This is a genomic window from Pantoea sp. Z09, assembly GCF_022394795.1.
GTDB classification, from domain to species: domain Bacteria; phylum Pseudomonadota; class Gammaproteobacteria; order Enterobacterales; family Enterobacteriaceae; genus Pantoea; species Pantoea latae.
Window position 1 is genome coordinate 2,131,753 of record NZ_CP092373.1, and the last position, 14,266, is coordinate 2,146,018.

Annotated in this window: 16 protein-coding genes; 12 read left to right on the forward strand and 4 right to left on the reverse strand. The window is 60.0% G+C overall.

Features of this window, described 5'->3' with window-relative positions; translation table 11 throughout:
- Positions 1–88 precede the first annotated feature (88 nt).
- A complete protein-coding gene (locus MC269_RS10210) occupies positions 89–850 on the reverse strand; it encodes a YdiY family protein (RefSeq protein ID WP_081137297.1) in 762 nt (253 codons plus the stop codon).
- 354 nt (positions 851–1,204) lie between these two features.
- Here MC269_RS10210 and ghoS point away from each other — a divergent pair, with 354 nt between their 5' ends.
- Positions 1,205–1,495 (forward strand): type V toxin-antitoxin system endoribonuclease antitoxin GhoS, encoded by a 291-nt coding sequence (gene ghoS / locus MC269_RS10215; protein WP_081137295.1) that lies wholly within the window; start codon positions 1,205–1,207, stop codon positions 1,493–1,495.
- Positions 1,496–1,631: 136 nt separating this feature from the next.
- Positions 1,632–2,525 (forward strand): fructosamine kinase family protein, encoded by an 894-nt coding sequence (locus MC269_RS10220; RefSeq protein WP_239952307.1) that lies wholly within the window; start codon positions 1,632–1,634, stop codon positions 2,523–2,525.
- Between the two features lie 4 nt (positions 2,526–2,529).
- Here the strand turns inward: MC269_RS10220 and MC269_RS10225 are convergent, their stop codons facing one another.
- Positions 2,530–3,066, reverse strand: coding sequence for a YniB family protein (locus MC269_RS10225; protein WP_239952308.1), 537 nt, complete (start codon positions 3,064–3,066; stop codon positions 2,530–2,532).
- A 144-nt stretch (positions 3,067–3,210) separates the two neighbouring features.
- Here MC269_RS10225 and hxpB point away from each other — a divergent pair, with 144 nt between their 5' ends.
- The 6 genes from hxpB (at position 3,211) to MC269_RS10255 (ending at position 9,140) form a co-directional block, all read left to right on the forward strand.
- The gene (gene hxpB / locus MC269_RS10230) at positions 3,211–3,891 is read left to right on the forward strand and encodes a hexitol phosphatase HxpB (RefSeq protein ID WP_239952309.1); all 681 of its coding nucleotides are present in this window, start codon (positions 3,211–3,213) and stop codon (positions 3,889–3,891) included.
- A gap of 176 nt (positions 3,892–4,067) precedes the next feature.
- Positions 4,068–4,904, forward strand: coding sequence for a 5-dehydro-4-deoxy-D-glucuronate isomerase (gene kduI / locus MC269_RS10235; RefSeq protein ID WP_239952310.1), 837 nt, complete (start codon positions 4,068–4,070; stop codon positions 4,902–4,904).
- Positions 4,905–4,920: 16 nt separating this feature from the next.
- Positions 4,921–5,682, forward strand: a complete 762-nt coding sequence (gene kduD, locus MC269_RS10240) for a 2-dehydro-3-deoxy-D-gluconate 5-dehydrogenase KduD (protein WP_239952311.1) — start codon at positions 4,921–4,923, stop codon at positions 5,680–5,682.
- Between the two features lie 140 nt (positions 5,683–5,822).
- The gene (locus MC269_RS10245) at positions 5,823–6,413 is read left to right on the forward strand and encodes a metal-dependent hydrolase (protein ID WP_081137699.1); all 591 of its coding nucleotides are present in this window, start codon (positions 5,823–5,825) and stop codon (positions 6,411–6,413) included.
- A gap of 154 nt (positions 6,414–6,567) precedes the next feature.
- A complete protein-coding gene (locus MC269_RS10250) occupies positions 6,568–7,959 on the forward strand; it encodes an L-cystine transporter (protein ID WP_239952312.1) in 1,392 nt (463 codons plus the stop codon).
- A gap of 797 nt (positions 7,960–8,756) precedes the next feature.
- On the forward strand, positions 8,757–9,140 hold the full coding sequence (locus tag MC269_RS10255) for a DUF6515 family protein (protein ID WP_081137281.1): 384 nt from the start codon (positions 8,757–8,759) through the stop codon (positions 9,138–9,140).
- A 63-nt stretch (positions 9,141–9,203) separates the two neighbouring features.
- Here MC269_RS10255 and osmE read toward each other — a convergent pair whose 3' ends face one another.
- Positions 9,204–9,539 (reverse strand): osmotically-inducible lipoprotein OsmE, encoded by a 336-nt coding sequence (gene osmE / locus MC269_RS10260; RefSeq protein ID WP_081137279.1) that lies wholly within the window; start codon positions 9,537–9,539, stop codon positions 9,204–9,206.
- A gap of 191 nt (positions 9,540–9,730) precedes the next feature.
- Between osmE and MC269_RS10265 the strand changes: the two genes are divergently transcribed.
- The 4 genes from MC269_RS10265 to cho all read left to right on the forward strand — a co-directional run bounded on the left by MC269_RS10265 (position 9,731) and on the right by cho (position 13,446).
- On the forward strand, positions 9,731–10,318 hold the full coding sequence (locus MC269_RS10265) for a TetR/AcrR family transcriptional regulator (protein WP_239952313.1): 588 nt from the start codon (positions 9,731–9,733) through the stop codon (positions 10,316–10,318).
- Complete coding sequence (locus MC269_RS10270; RefSeq protein ID WP_239952314.1) at positions 10,315–11,508, forward strand: multidrug effflux MFS transporter; 1,194 nt, start codon at positions 10,315–10,317, stop codon at positions 11,506–11,508. The genes MC269_RS10265 and MC269_RS10270 overlap by 4 nt, the downstream gene beginning before the upstream one ends.
- 126 nt (positions 11,509–11,634) lie before the next feature.
- Positions 11,635–12,459: an ammonia-dependent NAD(+) synthetase gene (gene nadE, locus MC269_RS10275; protein ID WP_081137273.1), complete on the forward strand. Its 825-nt coding sequence runs from the start codon at positions 11,635–11,637 to the stop codon at positions 12,457–12,459.
- A gap of 126 nt (positions 12,460–12,585) precedes the next feature.
- The gene (cho, locus tag MC269_RS10280; protein WP_239952315.1) at positions 12,586–13,446 is read left to right on the forward strand and encodes an excinuclease Cho; all 861 of its coding nucleotides are present in this window, start codon (positions 12,586–12,588) and stop codon (positions 13,444–13,446) included.
- Positions 13,447–13,521: 75 nt separating this feature from the next.
- Here the strand turns inward: cho and spy are convergent, their stop codons facing one another.
- Positions 13,522–14,007 (reverse strand): ATP-independent periplasmic protein-refolding chaperone Spy, encoded by a 486-nt coding sequence (gene spy / locus MC269_RS10285; protein ID WP_239952316.1) that lies wholly within the window; start codon positions 14,005–14,007, stop codon positions 13,522–13,524.
- Between the last annotated feature and the right edge of the window lie 259 nt (positions 14,008–14,266).

The window sequence follows — 14,266 nt, forward strand, 5'->3', positions numbered from 1 at the left end:
AAACCCGTGCACGGCTTGCTAAGTCGAGGAAGCGACGAAAAAAAACCGCAGCCAGGGCTGCGGTCAGTAAGTGGTTTACGCGGCGAGGTTACATCGCGTAGGTCAGCATAATGCTGGTTTTGGTGTCGGTGCGATCGGGCGCAGATTCCGGCGGATTGTTGTTCCAGGTGACGTTATACGCCAGCTTCAGCGCGAAGTGATCGTTGATGCCGACCTGCAGACCGGTTTCCGAGTTCACGGTGGTGTCTTCGCCGAAGCTGCTCAGCACCGAGACGCCCTGAATAAATTTGGTGTTGTCGGTGAGCTGCCACTGATAGCTCAGCGCGCCGTAGCCCAGCGCTTTGGTTTCGCTGCCGCCGTCGTGGAAATCGTCATAGCGCACGCCCGGACCAAATTCCGCACGCAGCGAATGGATCGGGCCGTTCAGGATCTGACGACCGTAACCGGCGGTCAGCACGTCGCGTGAGTCGTAGCCGTTGAAACGGTCGCTCAGCCAGCTCGCCTGGCCAAACAGGTAGTCGAAGCTGTTGAGGTTGTAGCGCGAACGGCCGCCGATGCTGTAGGTTTCCGACGAGCGCTCATCGTTGGACGAGGTGTTCGACGCGTTGCCCCACAGGCTGTACGCCATCGAGCTCTGGTACCACGTCATATTGGTTTGCGCGGTCAGCGAGGAGCTGGTGGTGTTACCCGTTTGCGCCAGGTAACCCGCGGACGCGCTGCCGTCGAACGGCTTTTTCGCCGTTGAGGGATCGTCCATCGCGGTGAAAACGGTGTTGTCCGCCAATGCCTGGTGGCAAAACGCGCCGGCGGAGAGCAAAAGAACGGCAGAGAGCTTGTTAAGCACTTTCATTTATTGTGACCCGTACGACAGTTTAAAAAACAGTGAGTGTGAAGAGTTTTGCGGGCCAATCAATGCAATTTACGGTAAGTATTGTAAATAAGTATTAACTCGCCAGAAAGACGCCGCATACGCGCAATCCCGCTTGATTATTGGGACTTTTCTCATTAACGGCGCGCATTATAGTGATCGGGCAAGAAAAAAACAGCTCAGTTGCGACAAGATTTTTCACCTGACTGTTTCCCTGCCTTTACCCAGCTTTACTTTTGTGCTTGTAACAAACCGCACGCTTTATCCCGTTCATTATTCGCGCATTTTTTCACCATGGTCTACGCTGAGCACAGTCATGCCGCACAGAGGTAGAAGATGAACGACGAACTTAAGCGTTACATTGTCACCTTTCGCTATCAGGAATCGGGACTCGGCGACATTCAGGCGCTTAACAGCGCGATGGTCGCCGCCGGATTCACCACCACGCTCAACGACGATGAAGGCAAACCGCACGAGCTGGGCACCAACAGCTTTGGGCTCATCAGCGCGCTCTCGCCGGACGATCTGCAGCAGCAGGCCGTTGCCGCCGGGGAAAGCGTGCTGCATCAAAAGCCCGACGTCAGCGTTACGACGCTGGACGCGTTCTTACGCGACGCCCATTTGTAAACACGCGCGCTATCCGTTCCGGTAAGCTGTGCGCAAGCGCGGGTTTTCGCCTGTTTTCACGCGATATAATCGCCGCGGTGCAGGAGAGAACCCTGACCGACTTTGCAGCCTGACAGGTTAAAAAGAGGATCGCCCAATGTGGAACGCTATTAGTCGTCTGTTAAGCGAACAGTTTGGCCATGCCGAGATTACCGAACGCCATGAGCTTCCTGGCGGCGACGTCCATCCCGCCTGGCGTATTCGCTATGGCGAGCACGACGTCTTTATGAAGTGCAATCATCGAGAGATGCTGACCCTGTTCACCTGGGAGGCGGATCAGCTGGCGCTGCTGGCGCGCACGCAGAGCGTTCGCGTGCCGGCGGTCTACGGCGTTGGCCACCACCGCGACCAAAGCTTTCTGCTGCTGGAGTATATTGCCCCTGAGCCGCTGGAGGGAGAGAACGCCTTTGCGCTGGGACAGCAGCTGGCGCGTCTGCACCAGTGGAGCGAGCAGGCGCAGTTTGGCCTCGACTTCGATAATAACATCACCACTACGCCGCAGCCCAACAGCTGGCTGCGACGCTGGTCGGTGTTTTTCGCGGAACAGCGTATCGGCTGGCAGCTGCAGCTGGCCGAAGAGAAAGGCGTCACCTACGGCAATACCGAAGCGATCGTCAACTGCGTGCAGCGCGCCCTCGCCTCGCATCATCCACAGCCTTCGCTGCTGCATGGCGATCTCTGGCCCGCCAACTGCGCCGGCAGCGCAGGCGGCCCCTGGATTTTCGACCCTGCCTGCTACTGGGGCGATCGCGAGTGCGATCTGGCAATGCTGAGCTGGTTTCCCGCCATGCCGCGAGAGATTTATGAGGGCTATCAAAGCGTCTGGCCGCTGCCGGACGGCTTCTCACAGCGCCAGCCGGTCTATCAGCTCTACTATCTGCTTAATCGCGCCAACGTCTTCGGCGGCAGCTGGGTAAGCGAGGCGCAGTTCGCCATCGCGCGCCTGCTCGACGAAGACGCGCTGGCGCAGCGTCAGGCCAGACCGGCCTGACGGCTTACAGAAACCCGAGCAGCGACAGCACGAAATAGCCCGCGACGGCGATTACGACCGGCAGGATATAGAGCGGAAAAATCTGTAGAAAAATCGTATGGTGCGGCACGCGGATTTTCTCCTCCAGCTGCTGTCGCGTGCGGGCCTCGCTGCCTCTCGCCTGCTCCAGGATCAGCTGATCCTCAATTCCCTCTTTGATGTGCTTCGCCTGACGACCCATGCGCGACCCCGACGCCTCCAGCGCCAGACCGACGAAAATCAGGATATAGATAATCCAGAAGCCGACATTCATCTGGCCGTGAAACTCCGGCACCGGCGAATTACGCCAGAAAAAGCCGAGGAACGGCGTGTTAAAGCGGATCATATCGACGATCACATGCACGAAGTCGAGCATCACGGCATCGATGCCCGGCTGTTTTTCGCTGTGCCTGAACATAAAGCTCAGCACTGAAATCATGGTCGACAGCAGCGCGAGCAAAAAAATTGCCCAGCCAGCCACTCGCTTAAGGATGGCGATGCGGCCAGCCTGTTGATATGTCATGGTATCTCCTGTACCTGAATTCCCGTTTGCAGTCAGTCTACCTGCCTGTCACTTTTATTTCCTGAAAAAAGCGTCACCTGCGCCGCTTTCGCCGCGCGCCTCAGCCCATGATAAGGTAGCGCAAATTCTACAAGGAGCCAGCCGATGCCCTATACCCGCCCTGTTTACGCCGCCCTGTTTGATATGGATGGCCTGATTATCGACTCCGAACCGCTGTGGGATCGGGCCGAACTCGATATTTTCGCCTCGCTGGGCATCGACCTGTCGCGCCGCGCCGAACTGCCAGACACGCTGGGCCTGCGCATCGATCAGGTGGTGCGCATGTGGTATGAAACCCTGCCCTGGTCCGGCCCGGATCAGCAGGAGGTGACCGCGCGCATTATCGCCCGCGCGCTGGCGCTAATAGAGGAGAAGCGGCCGCTGCTGCCGGGTGTGAAACAGGCGCTGCAGCTGTGCCGCGAGCGTGGACTAAAAACGGGGCTGGTTTCCGCCTCGCCGCTGATGATGCTGGAGCGGGTGCTGGCGCTGTTCGATTTGCGCGGCGATTTCGACGTGCTGGTCTCCGCCGAGGCGCTGCCCTACAGCAAGCCGCATCCGCAGGTCTATCTCGACGCCGCGGCGCGGCTCAACGTCGATCCGCTGCACTGCGTGACGCTAGAGGACTCGGTTAACGGCATGATCGCCACCAAAGCGGCGCGCATGCGCTCTGTGGTAGTACCGCCTGCGGCGCTGCGCGATGATGCGCGCTGGTCGCTGGCAGACGTCAGGCTGGACGATCTGACCCAGCTGACCGCCGCGCATCTGCTGGGCAATGCGCACAGCTGATGCAGGCTGTTCATCGCAGAAACCCGCCAGCGGCGGGTTTTTTGTTGCGGCATGATCGCCCTCTCAAAAAATAAAACATCGTTTCATTTTTATTGAATTGCGCGCCCACTCCTCTTAAGATGCCCTTCAGACGCCCTGCGGGGCACGCGTACCTGACTTCGCCAGAGAGGATTAAGATGGACGTACGTCAAAGCATTCATAGTGAGCACGCCAGGCAGCTCGACACCGCCGGGCTGCGCCGCGAATTTCTGATTGAGAAAATCTTTGAAGCCGACCGCTATACCCTGACCTACAGCCATATCGACCGCATTATTATCGGCGGCGTGATGCCGGTTGCCGGCAGCGTCGCCTTCGGCAATGAGATGGGCAAACAGCTCGGCGTAAGCTACTTCCTGGAGCGGCGGGAGCTGGGCATGATCAATATCGGCGGCCCAGGCAGCGTCGAGGTGGACGGCAAAGTCTGGGAGATCGGCAGCGAAGAGGCGCTCTATGTGGGCAAAGGCGCCGAAACCCTGAGCTTCCGCAGCCACGACGCCAGCCGTCCGGCCAGGTTCTATTTCAACAGCGCCCCGGCGCACAGCCGCTTTCCCGATAAAAAAATCGGCAAAGAGGAGGCGGTGCGCACCACGCTCGGCGATGCGGCGACCTCAAACCGACGCACCATCAACAAATACCTGGTGCCGGACGTGCTGCCCACCTGTCAGCTTACGATGGGCCTGACCCGCCTCGAGAATGGCAACCTGTGGAACACCATGCCTTGTCACACCCACGAGCGCCGCATGGAGGTCTATTTCTACTTCGATATGAACCCGGAAAGCGCAGTGTTTCATATGATGGGCCAGCCACAGGAGACACGTCATCTGCTGGTGCATAACGAGCAGGCGGTCATCTCCCCCAGCTGGTCGATTCACGCTGGCGTCGGCACCGAACGTTACGCCTTTATCTGGGGCATGGTCGGCGAGAATCAGGTATTCGACGACATGGATCATGTCAACATCCGCGATCTGCGCTAATAAAGGAGGCGCTCTCATGATACTTAACGCATTTAATCTGGAAGGAAAAATCGCGCTGGTCACCGGCTGCAACACCGGTCTCGGCCAGGGTATGGCGCTGGGGCTGGCACAGGCCGGCTGCGATATCGTTGGGGTCAACCGCGACGATCCCACGGAAACGCAGCAGCGCGTCGAGGCGCTGGGCCGCCGCTTCTGGTCGCTTCAGGCGGATCTGATCCGCACCGAACAGGTGCCGGGCGTGGTGGAACAGGCGGTGGCCGCCGCCGGCAGAATCGATATTCTGGTCAATAACGCCGGGATCATCCGTCGCGAAGACGCGCTTAATTTCAGCGAGCAGGACTGGGATGATGTGATGAACATCAATAGTAAAAGCGTTTTCTTCCTGTCGCAGCAGGTGGCGCGCCAGTTTATCGCTCAGGGCAGCGGCGGCAAGATCATCAATATCGCCTCTATGCTGTCGTTCCAGGGCGGCATCCGCGTGCCCTCGTACACCGCGTCGAAAAGCGCGGTAATGGGGCTGACGCGCCTGATGGCAAACGAGTGGGCGAAGCACGGCATCAACGTTAATGCCATCGCGCCGGGCTATATGGCCACCAACAATACCGAGCAGCTGCGCAGCGACGAAGGCCGCAGCGCGGAGATTCTGGGGCGTATTCCCGCCGCACGCTGGGGCGTGCCGGAGGATATGATGGGGCCGGTGGTGTTCCTGGCGTCTGCCGCCTCAGACTATGTTAACGGCTATACGCTGGCCGTCGACGGCGGATGGCTGGCGCGCTAAGCCTTTCTTGCCTGACGACACGGCGGCGCCCTGCCGCTGTGTCGTGAAAAAATTCACGCCTCGTTACAGCGTCACAACTTCTCATTTACTGGATAAATCCCTATACTGGATGCATCGACAGTTTGCAGCCAGGTTTTATCATGACGGGCGAAGGCCACGTAATTTTCGCTATTGCCACCGCTATTTTTGCCAAGCGCGCGGAGCTGACGCCCGTGCTGGCGCAGGCTGACTGGTGGCACCTTATCTCCGCCTCGCTGCTCACCTGCCTGCTGCCTGATATCGATCACCCTAAGTCGCTGCTCGGCCAGCGGCTGAAGTGGCTCTCCTATCCTATCGCGCGCGCCTTTGGCCATCGCGGCTTTACCCATAGCCTGCTGGCGGTAGCGGCCAGCCTGTGGCTGTTTCAGATCAACGTGCCGGACGACTGGCTGCTGCCTGCGGATGTCCTGCAGGGCATGACGCTTGGTTATCTCAGCCATATTGTGGCGGATATGCTGACGCCCGCCGGCGTGCCGCTGCTGTGGCCGTGCCGCTGGCGTTTTCGCCTGCCCATTCTCAGAAGCCAGAAAGGCAACCAGCTGGAGCGCACGCTTTGCCTGGCGCTGGTGGGCTACGCGCTCTGGTTCCCGCCGGGCGCGCCCTCTTTTGGTGCGCAAGGGTGGCCGTCGCAGCTCTTCGATACGTTGCAAAATGGCGTTTCCCGACTGATATCTACGCAAAAAGCGCATTAAAGCAGCAGAAAACGCTGTCTGGTTATAAGCCATTCCATTTGGATATAAGTGAGCGCGCAGGCGAGCTGGTAACATACCGGCACTTAATTCGTGCGTCACATTATCTGGCGTGCCGGCGCGGCGTGCGCAGCCGGACGTTCTCTCTGGAGCCAATATGGATCTACCTCTGATACTTAATCTCGTGGCCTTCGTTGCGCTGCTGCTGCTGCTGTCGCGCCTTGGCCGTCAAGGCTGGAGCCTGTCGAAAAAGGTGCTGGTCGGCCTGGTGATCGGCGTGCTGTTCGGACTGGCGCTGCAGGCGATTTATGGTCAGCAGAGCGAGGTGCTGAAAACCTCTATTAGCTGGTTCAATATTGTCGGCAACGGCTACGTGCAGCTGCTGCAGATGATTGTCATGCCGCTGGTGTTCGCCTCGATCCTCAGCGCGGTGGCGCGTCTGCATAACGCCTCGTCGCTGGGCAAAATCAGCCTGCTGACCATCGGCGTGCTGCTGGTGACCACGGCTATCTCGGCGCTGGTCGGCGTTTTCGTTACCGGCCTGTTCCATCTCAGCGCCGAGGGTCTGGTACAGGGCGCGCAGGAGAGCGCGCGTCTGGCCGCTATCCAGAGCAACTATGCGGGCAAAGTGGCGGATCTGACCGTTCCTCAGCTGCTGCTCTCGTTTGTGCCGAAAAACCCGTTCGCCGATCTGACCGGCGCCAGCCCGACCTCGATCATCAGCGTGGTGATCTTCGCCGCCTTCCTCGGCGTCGCGGCGCTGCAGCTGCTGAAAGATGACGCCGCCAAAGGCGAGCGCGTGCTGGTGGCGATCGACACCCTGCAGTCCTGGGTGATGAAGCTGGTACGCCTGATCATGAAGCTGACCCCCTACGGCGTGCTGGCGCTGATGACCAAAGTGGTCGCCGGCTCCAATCTGCAGGACATCATCAAGCTCGGCGGCTTCGTCGTCGCCTCCTATCTGGGGCTGGCGATTATGTTCGGCGTGCACGCGCTGCTGCTGTCGGTCAACGGCATCAATCCGCTGCGCTTCTTCCGCAAGGTGTGGCCGGTGATCACCTTTGCCTTTACCAGCCGCTCCAGCGCCGCGAGCATTCCGCTGAATGTGGAAACCCAGACGCGTCGCCTGGGCGTGCCGGAGTCTATCGCCAGCTTCTCCGCCTCTTTTGGCGCCACTATTGGTCAGAACGGCTGCGCCGGCCTCTACCCGACGATGCTGGCGGTGATGGTCGCGCCAACGGTCGGCATCAACCCGTTCGATCCGATCTGGATCGCCACGCTGGTCGGCATCGTTACCCTGAGTTCGGCGGGCGTCGCAGGCGTCGGCGGCGGCGCGACCTTTGCCGCGCTGATCGTGCTGCCGGCCATGGGCCTGCCGGTGACGCTGGTCGCCCTGCTGATCTCTATCGAACCACTGATCGATATGGGCCGCACTGCGCTTAACGTCAACGGCGCGATGACCGCCGGCTCGCTCACCAGCCGCTGGCTCGGCCTGACCGACAAAGCGGTGCTGGAGAGCGACGAACAGGCCGAGCTGGCGCATCGCTAAGCGCTCGCTTCGCCAACTGAAAGCGGGCCGCTGCGCCTGATGCTTGTCAGTTAAGGTCATGTTCAGGTAAGGCCGCTATTTTTTTAAATGGCGGCCTTTTTTATACGCATGTGAGCATGCCGGTGCGGGCCACTGCACCTCCTCTGCTGCCGGGCCGTCCTCGCGCCGCTTCGCGGTGCCTTCGGCTGCAACGTCGTGCCGGACGGACCGTTCGGGTACGGCCATCCAGGCCTACCCGAACTGCCTGTCGCATCCCTGCGACAGGCTCCTGGCACAACGTCTCCGCCTCAGCGCTGCGAATAGCCCTCTACAGCAGAGGAGGCGCAGTGGCCTCAGGCAGAGTGCCCTTTGTAGCTGTAAAAACGCTGCCGTCCTGTTTTAACAGCGCACACGGAAGCTGGCCAGCAGGCTGGGGCCGTTCAGGGGCGGGCATTTCGCAGCGCTGAACAGAGTGAGTCTGCCAGGAGAGCCCGCAGGGAAGCGGGCGAAAGGTGGGGCTGGAACAGGGATGTTCCATCCCCACCGGTCCGTCAGGCAGGCGAATGGCGTGAAGGTACCGCGTCAGCGGCGCGAGGACCGCACGCCCCTGAGCGGCCCCCGACTACGTGATCACCGCGTGCTTAACTGACAAGTATTAGGCCGGTTTTTTAAGGCTGCGCTCCTTAATCCGCTGCCTTTATGGCGGCCCCGTTAAGAAAGCGTTAAGCGTGGTAAAGAGAGGAAAAAGTCGCGCCTCTGCGCTTGTTTTTTCGACGGAAAAAGCGAATGCTGCTGGCAGTTATCGCAGGAGAAAACCCATGAAAAAAGTTATCGCCTCACTGCTGGCGTTAACGCTGTTGTCGCCAGCCATTGTCTCTGCTCATCCCGGCGGTTGGGGTCCCGGCCCAGGCCCGCACTGGGGCGGTCCCGGTCGCGGCTGGGGTGGTCCCGGCCCGCTGCGCTTCCTGCCTGAAGCGGCCACCGCGGTGCTGATCGGCGGTCTGACCTACTATATGCTCAACGGCGCCTACTACCAGCGTCAGGGCGAAAACTACGTGGTGGTGCAGCCGCCAGCGGAGCCGGGCAGCGCAATGCGCGTGCTGGACTTTAACGGCCGTCGCTTCTACGTGCAGGAAGGCCACTACTACCAGCGCGACATTAACGGCGAATATATCGAAGTGCCGCGTCCCGCCGGCCTGTAAAAACCGCCCAACGAAAAACGGCCCGTCAATGACGGGCCGTTTGCTATTCTGTGGGGTCGCGGCTTACTGCGCAGCCTGCGGATCGGTGTCGTAATCTTTACAGCTCTGGAAGCCGTAGTTCATCACGCGACCGGTGTCGCTGTAGCTGACGAAGTAGGTCTGCGGTTTGCCGTCACGCTCGCCCAGCACATAGGTCTGGCAGGTGCCGCGCGCGTGGACCATGGTGATTTCCGTGGAAGCCGGTCCCGCAATCTGGCGCACCTGATCGCGCGTCATGCCTTTTTTCACATCCTTAACTACCGGCTTGCTGACGTAGCTCTCAGCACGATCGTAAGCCGTACAACCAGACAGTGCGGCCAGCGCCAGCGCCGCAGCGATACATCCCATTGCTTTTTTCATCTTGTTGTTCCTCATTGTATAGTCCATGTGAGCATAAGCCTGGAACATAAAAGCAGATTAATCAACTTTATGGCGCGTTTTTAAGTTGAGTCTGAAACGTCAGGTTAGCGTAAAAAAGCTGTTCTTATGGCGATCGACCCGTATAATTTGGCGCGAGAATAAGCACTCTCAAAACTAGTTTCGGAGGCGAGATGAACAAACAGCGTGAAGCGCGCGATGTGCGACATCGTACCCGCCAGGATGAAATCATCGCGGCGGCGCGCCGCTGTTTTCGTCAGTCGGGCTTTCACGCCGCCAGCATGGCGCAGCTCGCCAGCGCCGCCAGCCTGAGCGTCGGGCAGATCTACCGCTACTTTCCCAGTAAAGACGCGCTGATTGAAGAGATGGTCACGCGCATCGTCGACAGCCGCGTGGCGGCGATGAGCGAACAGACCGACGCCAGCCATCTCGCCGATATGATTGCCCGTCGCGACACCCTGAACGAAGAGGATGAGATGCTGATGCTGGAGGTGGCCGCCGAAGCGAGCCGCAATCCGCGCGTCGCCGAGATCCTGCAAACCGCCGAAACGCGGCTGTTTCACAACGCCTGTGAAAAAATGCGCGTCGACTATCCGCACCTCAGCGACGCGCAGCGCGCCGCCTGCGTTGAAGTGCTGGCAGTGCTGGTGGAAGGCACCGCGTTTCGCCGCCTGACGACGCAGAAAGCGTCAGCGGACCTGCTTCATACCCTCTACAAACAGATGATCCACGACTTAGTTAAGCCCTCAGAGGACAAATGACACCTGCACTAAATAACCGACTGGTCTATGCCATCACGCTAGGTCTGCTGGCGGCGCTCGGCCCGCTCTGCATCGATCTCTACCTTCCCGCGCTGCCTGAACTGGCGCGCGATCTCCATACCTCGACCGCCACCGCGCAGCTGAGCCTGACCGCTGGCCTGCTCGGGCTGGGCGCGGGGCAGCTGCTGTTCGGGCCGATGAGCGATAAGTTCGGCCGTCTGCGCCCGCTGACGCTCTCGCTGATCCTGCTGTTTATCGCCTCCATCGGCTGCGCGCTGGCGCAGGATATCCACCAGCTGCTGCTGGCGCGCCTGTTTGAAGGCCTGGCGGGCGCAGGCGGCGCGGTGCTGTCGCGCGCGGTGGCGCGTGATATGTACAGCGGGCATGAGCTGACGCGCTTTTTCGCCCTGCTGATGCTGGTCAACGGACTGGCGCCGATTGGCGCGCCGGTGCTGGGCGGCGTGCTGATGACGGTGCTTAACTGGCGCGGCATCTTCGCGGTGCTGGGCGCGACGGCGCTGCTGCTGATCCTGCCGGCGCGCTGGAAGCTGCATGAAACCCTGCCGCCTGAACGCCGCAGCCAGGGCTCGGTCTTTTCCGCCTGGGCGGCGCTGGGCCAGGTGATCGTCCATCGTCCCTTTATGGGCTTCTGTTTGACGCAGGCGTTTATGATGTCGGGCATGTTCGCCTATATCGGCGCCTCGCCGTTCGTGCTGCAGCAGATTTATGGCCTGTCGCCGCAGGCGTTTAGCTTCTGCTTCGCCGCAAACGGTGTCGGTCTGGTGATCGCTTCGCAGACCAGCGCGCGCCTCTGCCCGCTCTGGGGGGAGTATCGCGTGCTGAAAGGCGGCCTGACGCTGGCGTTCGTCGCCTCCAGCCTGCTGCTGCTGGCGGGTATCACCGGCGCGCCGCTGCCGCTGGTGCTGGTCGCGCTCTTCTTCACTATCGCCAGCAACGGGGTGATCGCCACCACCGCCTCCTCGCTGGCGATGCAGAGCCAGGGCCATCGCGCCGGCAGCGCCTCGGCGGTGATCGGCGTCTGCATGTTCTCGCTCGGCGCCATCGCCGTGCCCGTGACCGGGCTGGGCGGCACCTCGCTGCTCAGCATGACCGGCACCATCTTCGGCTGCTTTATGCTGGCGATCCTGATGTTTATTTTCCTGGCGCAGAAACCGGTGCCGCGCGGATAAACTGCCTGATATGGCAACGGTTAACCGGAAACAACCGGCGCTTTGGCTTGTTGTTTTCGGCGATGCACGTTAGCTTTAATAAAAGGTTCGCACGGGCCGACAGGCCTCTGACTCGAGGAGAGATTCATGTCACTGCAGCAGGAAATCATTACCGCACTCGGCGTTAGCCCTGAAATCGACGCGCAGCAGGAAATTCGCCGCAGCGTCGATTTCCTCAAAAGCTATCTGAAGCGCAATCCGTTTTTGAAAACGCTGGTGCTGGGCATTAGCGGCGGCCAGGACTCGACGCTGGCGGGCAAGCTGTCACAGCTCGCCATCAGCGAACTGCGCGAAGAGAGCGGCGACAGCGCCTATGCCTTTATCGCCGTGCGTCTGCCCTATGGCGTGCAAGCGGATGAGCAGGACTGTCAGGACGCGCTGGCGTTTATCCAGCCGGATCGCTCGCTGGTGGTCAATATCAAAGAGTCGGTGCTGGCCAGCGAACGCGCGCTGCGCGAGGCGGGCATTGAACTCTCTGACTTTGTGCGCGGCAATGAAAAAGCGCGCGAGCGTATGAAGGCGCAGTACAGCATTGCCGGCATGAGCAAAGGCCTGGTGGTGGGCACCGACCATGCGGCGGAAGCGGTAACCGGCTTCTTCACCAAATATGGCGACGGCGGCACCGACATCAACCCACTGTTCCGCCTGAATAAGCGCCAGGGCAAGCTGCTGCTGAAAACCCTCGGCTGCCCGGAGCATCTCTACCTGAAACGTCCGACGGCGGATCTGGAAGACGATCGTCCTGGCCTGGAGGATGAAGTCGCGCTCGGCGTCACCTATGAGATGATTGACGACTATCTGGAAGGCAAAAGCGTCGCGCCGGAAACGGCGAAAATCATCGAAAACTGGTATCAGAAAACCGAGCACAAACGTCGCCCGCCAATCACGGTATTCGACGACTTCTGGAAATAAGCGCCCTTTTCCCCTGCTCACCGGCAGGGGAAATGTTTTCCCGCCTGAATGTTCACCGATTAACCCGCTGGCGAAAGCCTGAGCAGACTGATATGCTGTATGAATACACAGTTACAGGAGTCTGTCTTGGTTCGACGTGCCGCCACGCACCGCCTCGAGTTCGACGCGGCTGCCATCTACGAATATCCCGAACACCTGCGCGAATGGCTGGAAGGATTGCCCAATCAGCCGGGCGTCTACACCTTTCACGGCGACAGCGAGACGCTGCCGCTCTATATCGGGAAAAGCATTAATCTGCGATCGCGAGTGATGTCCCATTTTCGCACGCCGGAAGAGGCGCGCATGCTGCGCCAGTCACGGCGCGTCAGCTGGATCCCCACCGCCGGCGATCTCGGCGCGCTGCTGCTGGAAGCGCAGATGATCAAAACGCAGCAGCCGCTGTTCAACAAGCGCCTGCGCAAAAATCGCCAGCTCTGCTCGATTCAGATCGCCGAGGGCAAGCCCGAGGTGGTTTACGCGCGCGACGTCGACTTTTCCCACTCGCCCAACCTGTTCGGCCTCTACCGCAGCCGCCATAAGGCGCTGGAGACGCTGAAATATCTCGCCGACGAGCATCAGCTCTGTCACGGGCTGCTCGGGCTGGAGAAGCTGAGCGCCAACCGCGCCTGTTTCCGTGCCGCCCTGCGCCGCTGCGCCGGCGCCTGCTGCGGCCGCGAGACGCTGGACGATCATCAGGCGCGCCTGCTGGAGGCGCTGGAGAGCGTGCGGGTGATCTGCTGGCCGTGGCAGGGTCCGGTGGCGCTGATCGAGGAAGGCAAGCTGATGACGCAGATCCACGTTATCGATCACTGGTTCTATCTGGGGTCGGTTAACAGTATGGAAGAGGCGCGCCGGCTGAAGCGCGCGCCGAGCGGCTTCGATCACGACGGCTATAAAATTTTGTGTCGGCCGCTGCTCTCCGGCCACTATCCTATCGAACCCCTATAAAAAAACCGCCGACGCTGCCCAGACTTTCTGCTTGTCTGGACAACGTCGGCGGTCTTACTGCCTTAATTCAGCGGATTATTCAGCCGGCGGCGGTGCCATTTTGCCGTCACGCGGGCCTTTCTCGGTCAGACGCTTTTCAAAATTGGCGTTGTACTGCTTTTTCTGCTCCGGCGTCAGCACGTTATAGAGCTTGTTCTGGGTTTCCATCATCGCCACCGCGCGCTCTTTCGCGTCTGCGGTCATTTTCTCTGCCTGCGCTTCCGCTTTGGCGCGGTCGAAGCTGTCAGAGGCGATAATCGCGTGGCCGGCGCGGCGCTCTTCCAGCGACGGACGTTTAAACTCTTTATGGCTCTCTTTCATGATGTCGCGGATCTGGGTCTTCTGCGCGTCGGTCAGGTTGAGGCCTTTGAACATCATCATGCCGTGGTGCATCGGTGGCTTATGCATCGGCTTTTCGCTGCCGCCCGGCGGCGGCGTCAGGTTGTCGGCCGCTGCGTGCACCGCGCTTGCCGCACCGAATGCCAGAGTAGAAGCCAGAATCAGGGAAGTCAGTTTACGCATAATAGTGTCCTTATCATTCAGTTAATGACGACAGCAGCCTGTCGCGTCTTCGAGAACAAGATTACGCTGCTGAATGTCAATCACTCAGAGAGTGAGTAAAGCCGTGAAAGCATAAAAGACAACATTCGGCCAATCATGGAGAGAATGAGAAGAATTGCGTGAGGAATTGCAAAAGAGTATGAATTTAAAGCGAATATGGCAGGAATAGTGGAGGAGTGTAAGGGTTACGGCAGCAAAGCGGAAGGAAAATCCCGCACCT

What these genes read in the sequence shown, in the direction of transcription:
- ghoS (WP_081137295.1), top strand. Translation starts at nt 1,205, where the DNA reads ATGAACGACGAACTTAAGCGTTACATTGTCACCTTTCGCTATCAGGAA.
- MC269_RS10225 (WP_239952308.1), bottom strand. Translation starts at nt 3,066, where the DNA reads ATGACATATCAACAGGCTGGCCGCATCGCCATCCTTAAGCGAGTGGCT.
- MC269_RS10270 (WP_239952314.1), top strand. Translation starts at nt 10,315, where the DNA reads ATGACACCTGCACTAAATAACCGACTGGTCTATGCCATCACGCTAGGT.
- kduD (WP_239952311.1), top strand. Translation starts at nt 4,921, where the DNA reads ATGATACTTAACGCATTTAATCTGGAAGGAAAAATCGCGCTGGTCACC.
- osmE (WP_081137279.1), bottom strand. Translation starts at nt 9,539, where the DNA reads ATGAAAAAAGCAATGGGATGTATCGCTGCGGCGCTGGCGCTGGCCGCA.
- hxpB (WP_239952309.1), top strand. Translation starts at nt 3,211, where the DNA reads ATGCCCTATACCCGCCCTGTTTACGCCGCCCTGTTTGATATGGATGGC.
- MC269_RS10210 (WP_081137297.1), bottom strand. Translation starts at nt 850, where the DNA reads ATGAAAGTGCTTAACAAGCTCTCTGCCGTTCTTTTGCTCTCCGCCGGC.
- spy (WP_239952316.1), bottom strand. Translation starts at nt 14,007, where the DNA reads ATGCGTAAACTGACTTCCCTGATTCTGGCTTCTACTCTGGCATTCGGT.
- kduI (WP_239952310.1), top strand. Translation starts at nt 4,068, where the DNA reads ATGGACGTACGTCAAAGCATTCATAGTGAGCACGCCAGGCAGCTCGAC.
- MC269_RS10245 (WP_081137699.1), top strand. Translation starts at nt 5,823, where the DNA reads ATGACGGGCGAAGGCCACGTAATTTTCGCTATTGCCACCGCTATTTTT.
- MC269_RS10220 (WP_239952307.1), top strand. Translation starts at nt 1,632, where the DNA reads ATGTGGAACGCTATTAGTCGTCTGTTAAGCGAACAGTTTGGCCATGCC.
- nadE (WP_081137273.1), top strand. Translation starts at nt 11,635, where the DNA reads ATGTCACTGCAGCAGGAAATCATTACCGCACTCGGCGTTAGCCCTGAA.
- MC269_RS10255 (WP_081137281.1), top strand. Translation starts at nt 8,757, where the DNA reads ATGAAAAAAGTTATCGCCTCACTGCTGGCGTTAACGCTGTTGTCGCCA.
- MC269_RS10250 (WP_239952312.1), top strand. Translation starts at nt 6,568, where the DNA reads ATGGATCTACCTCTGATACTTAATCTCGTGGCCTTCGTTGCGCTGCTG.
- MC269_RS10265 (WP_239952313.1), top strand. Translation starts at nt 9,731, where the DNA reads ATGAACAAACAGCGTGAAGCGCGCGATGTGCGACATCGTACCCGCCAG.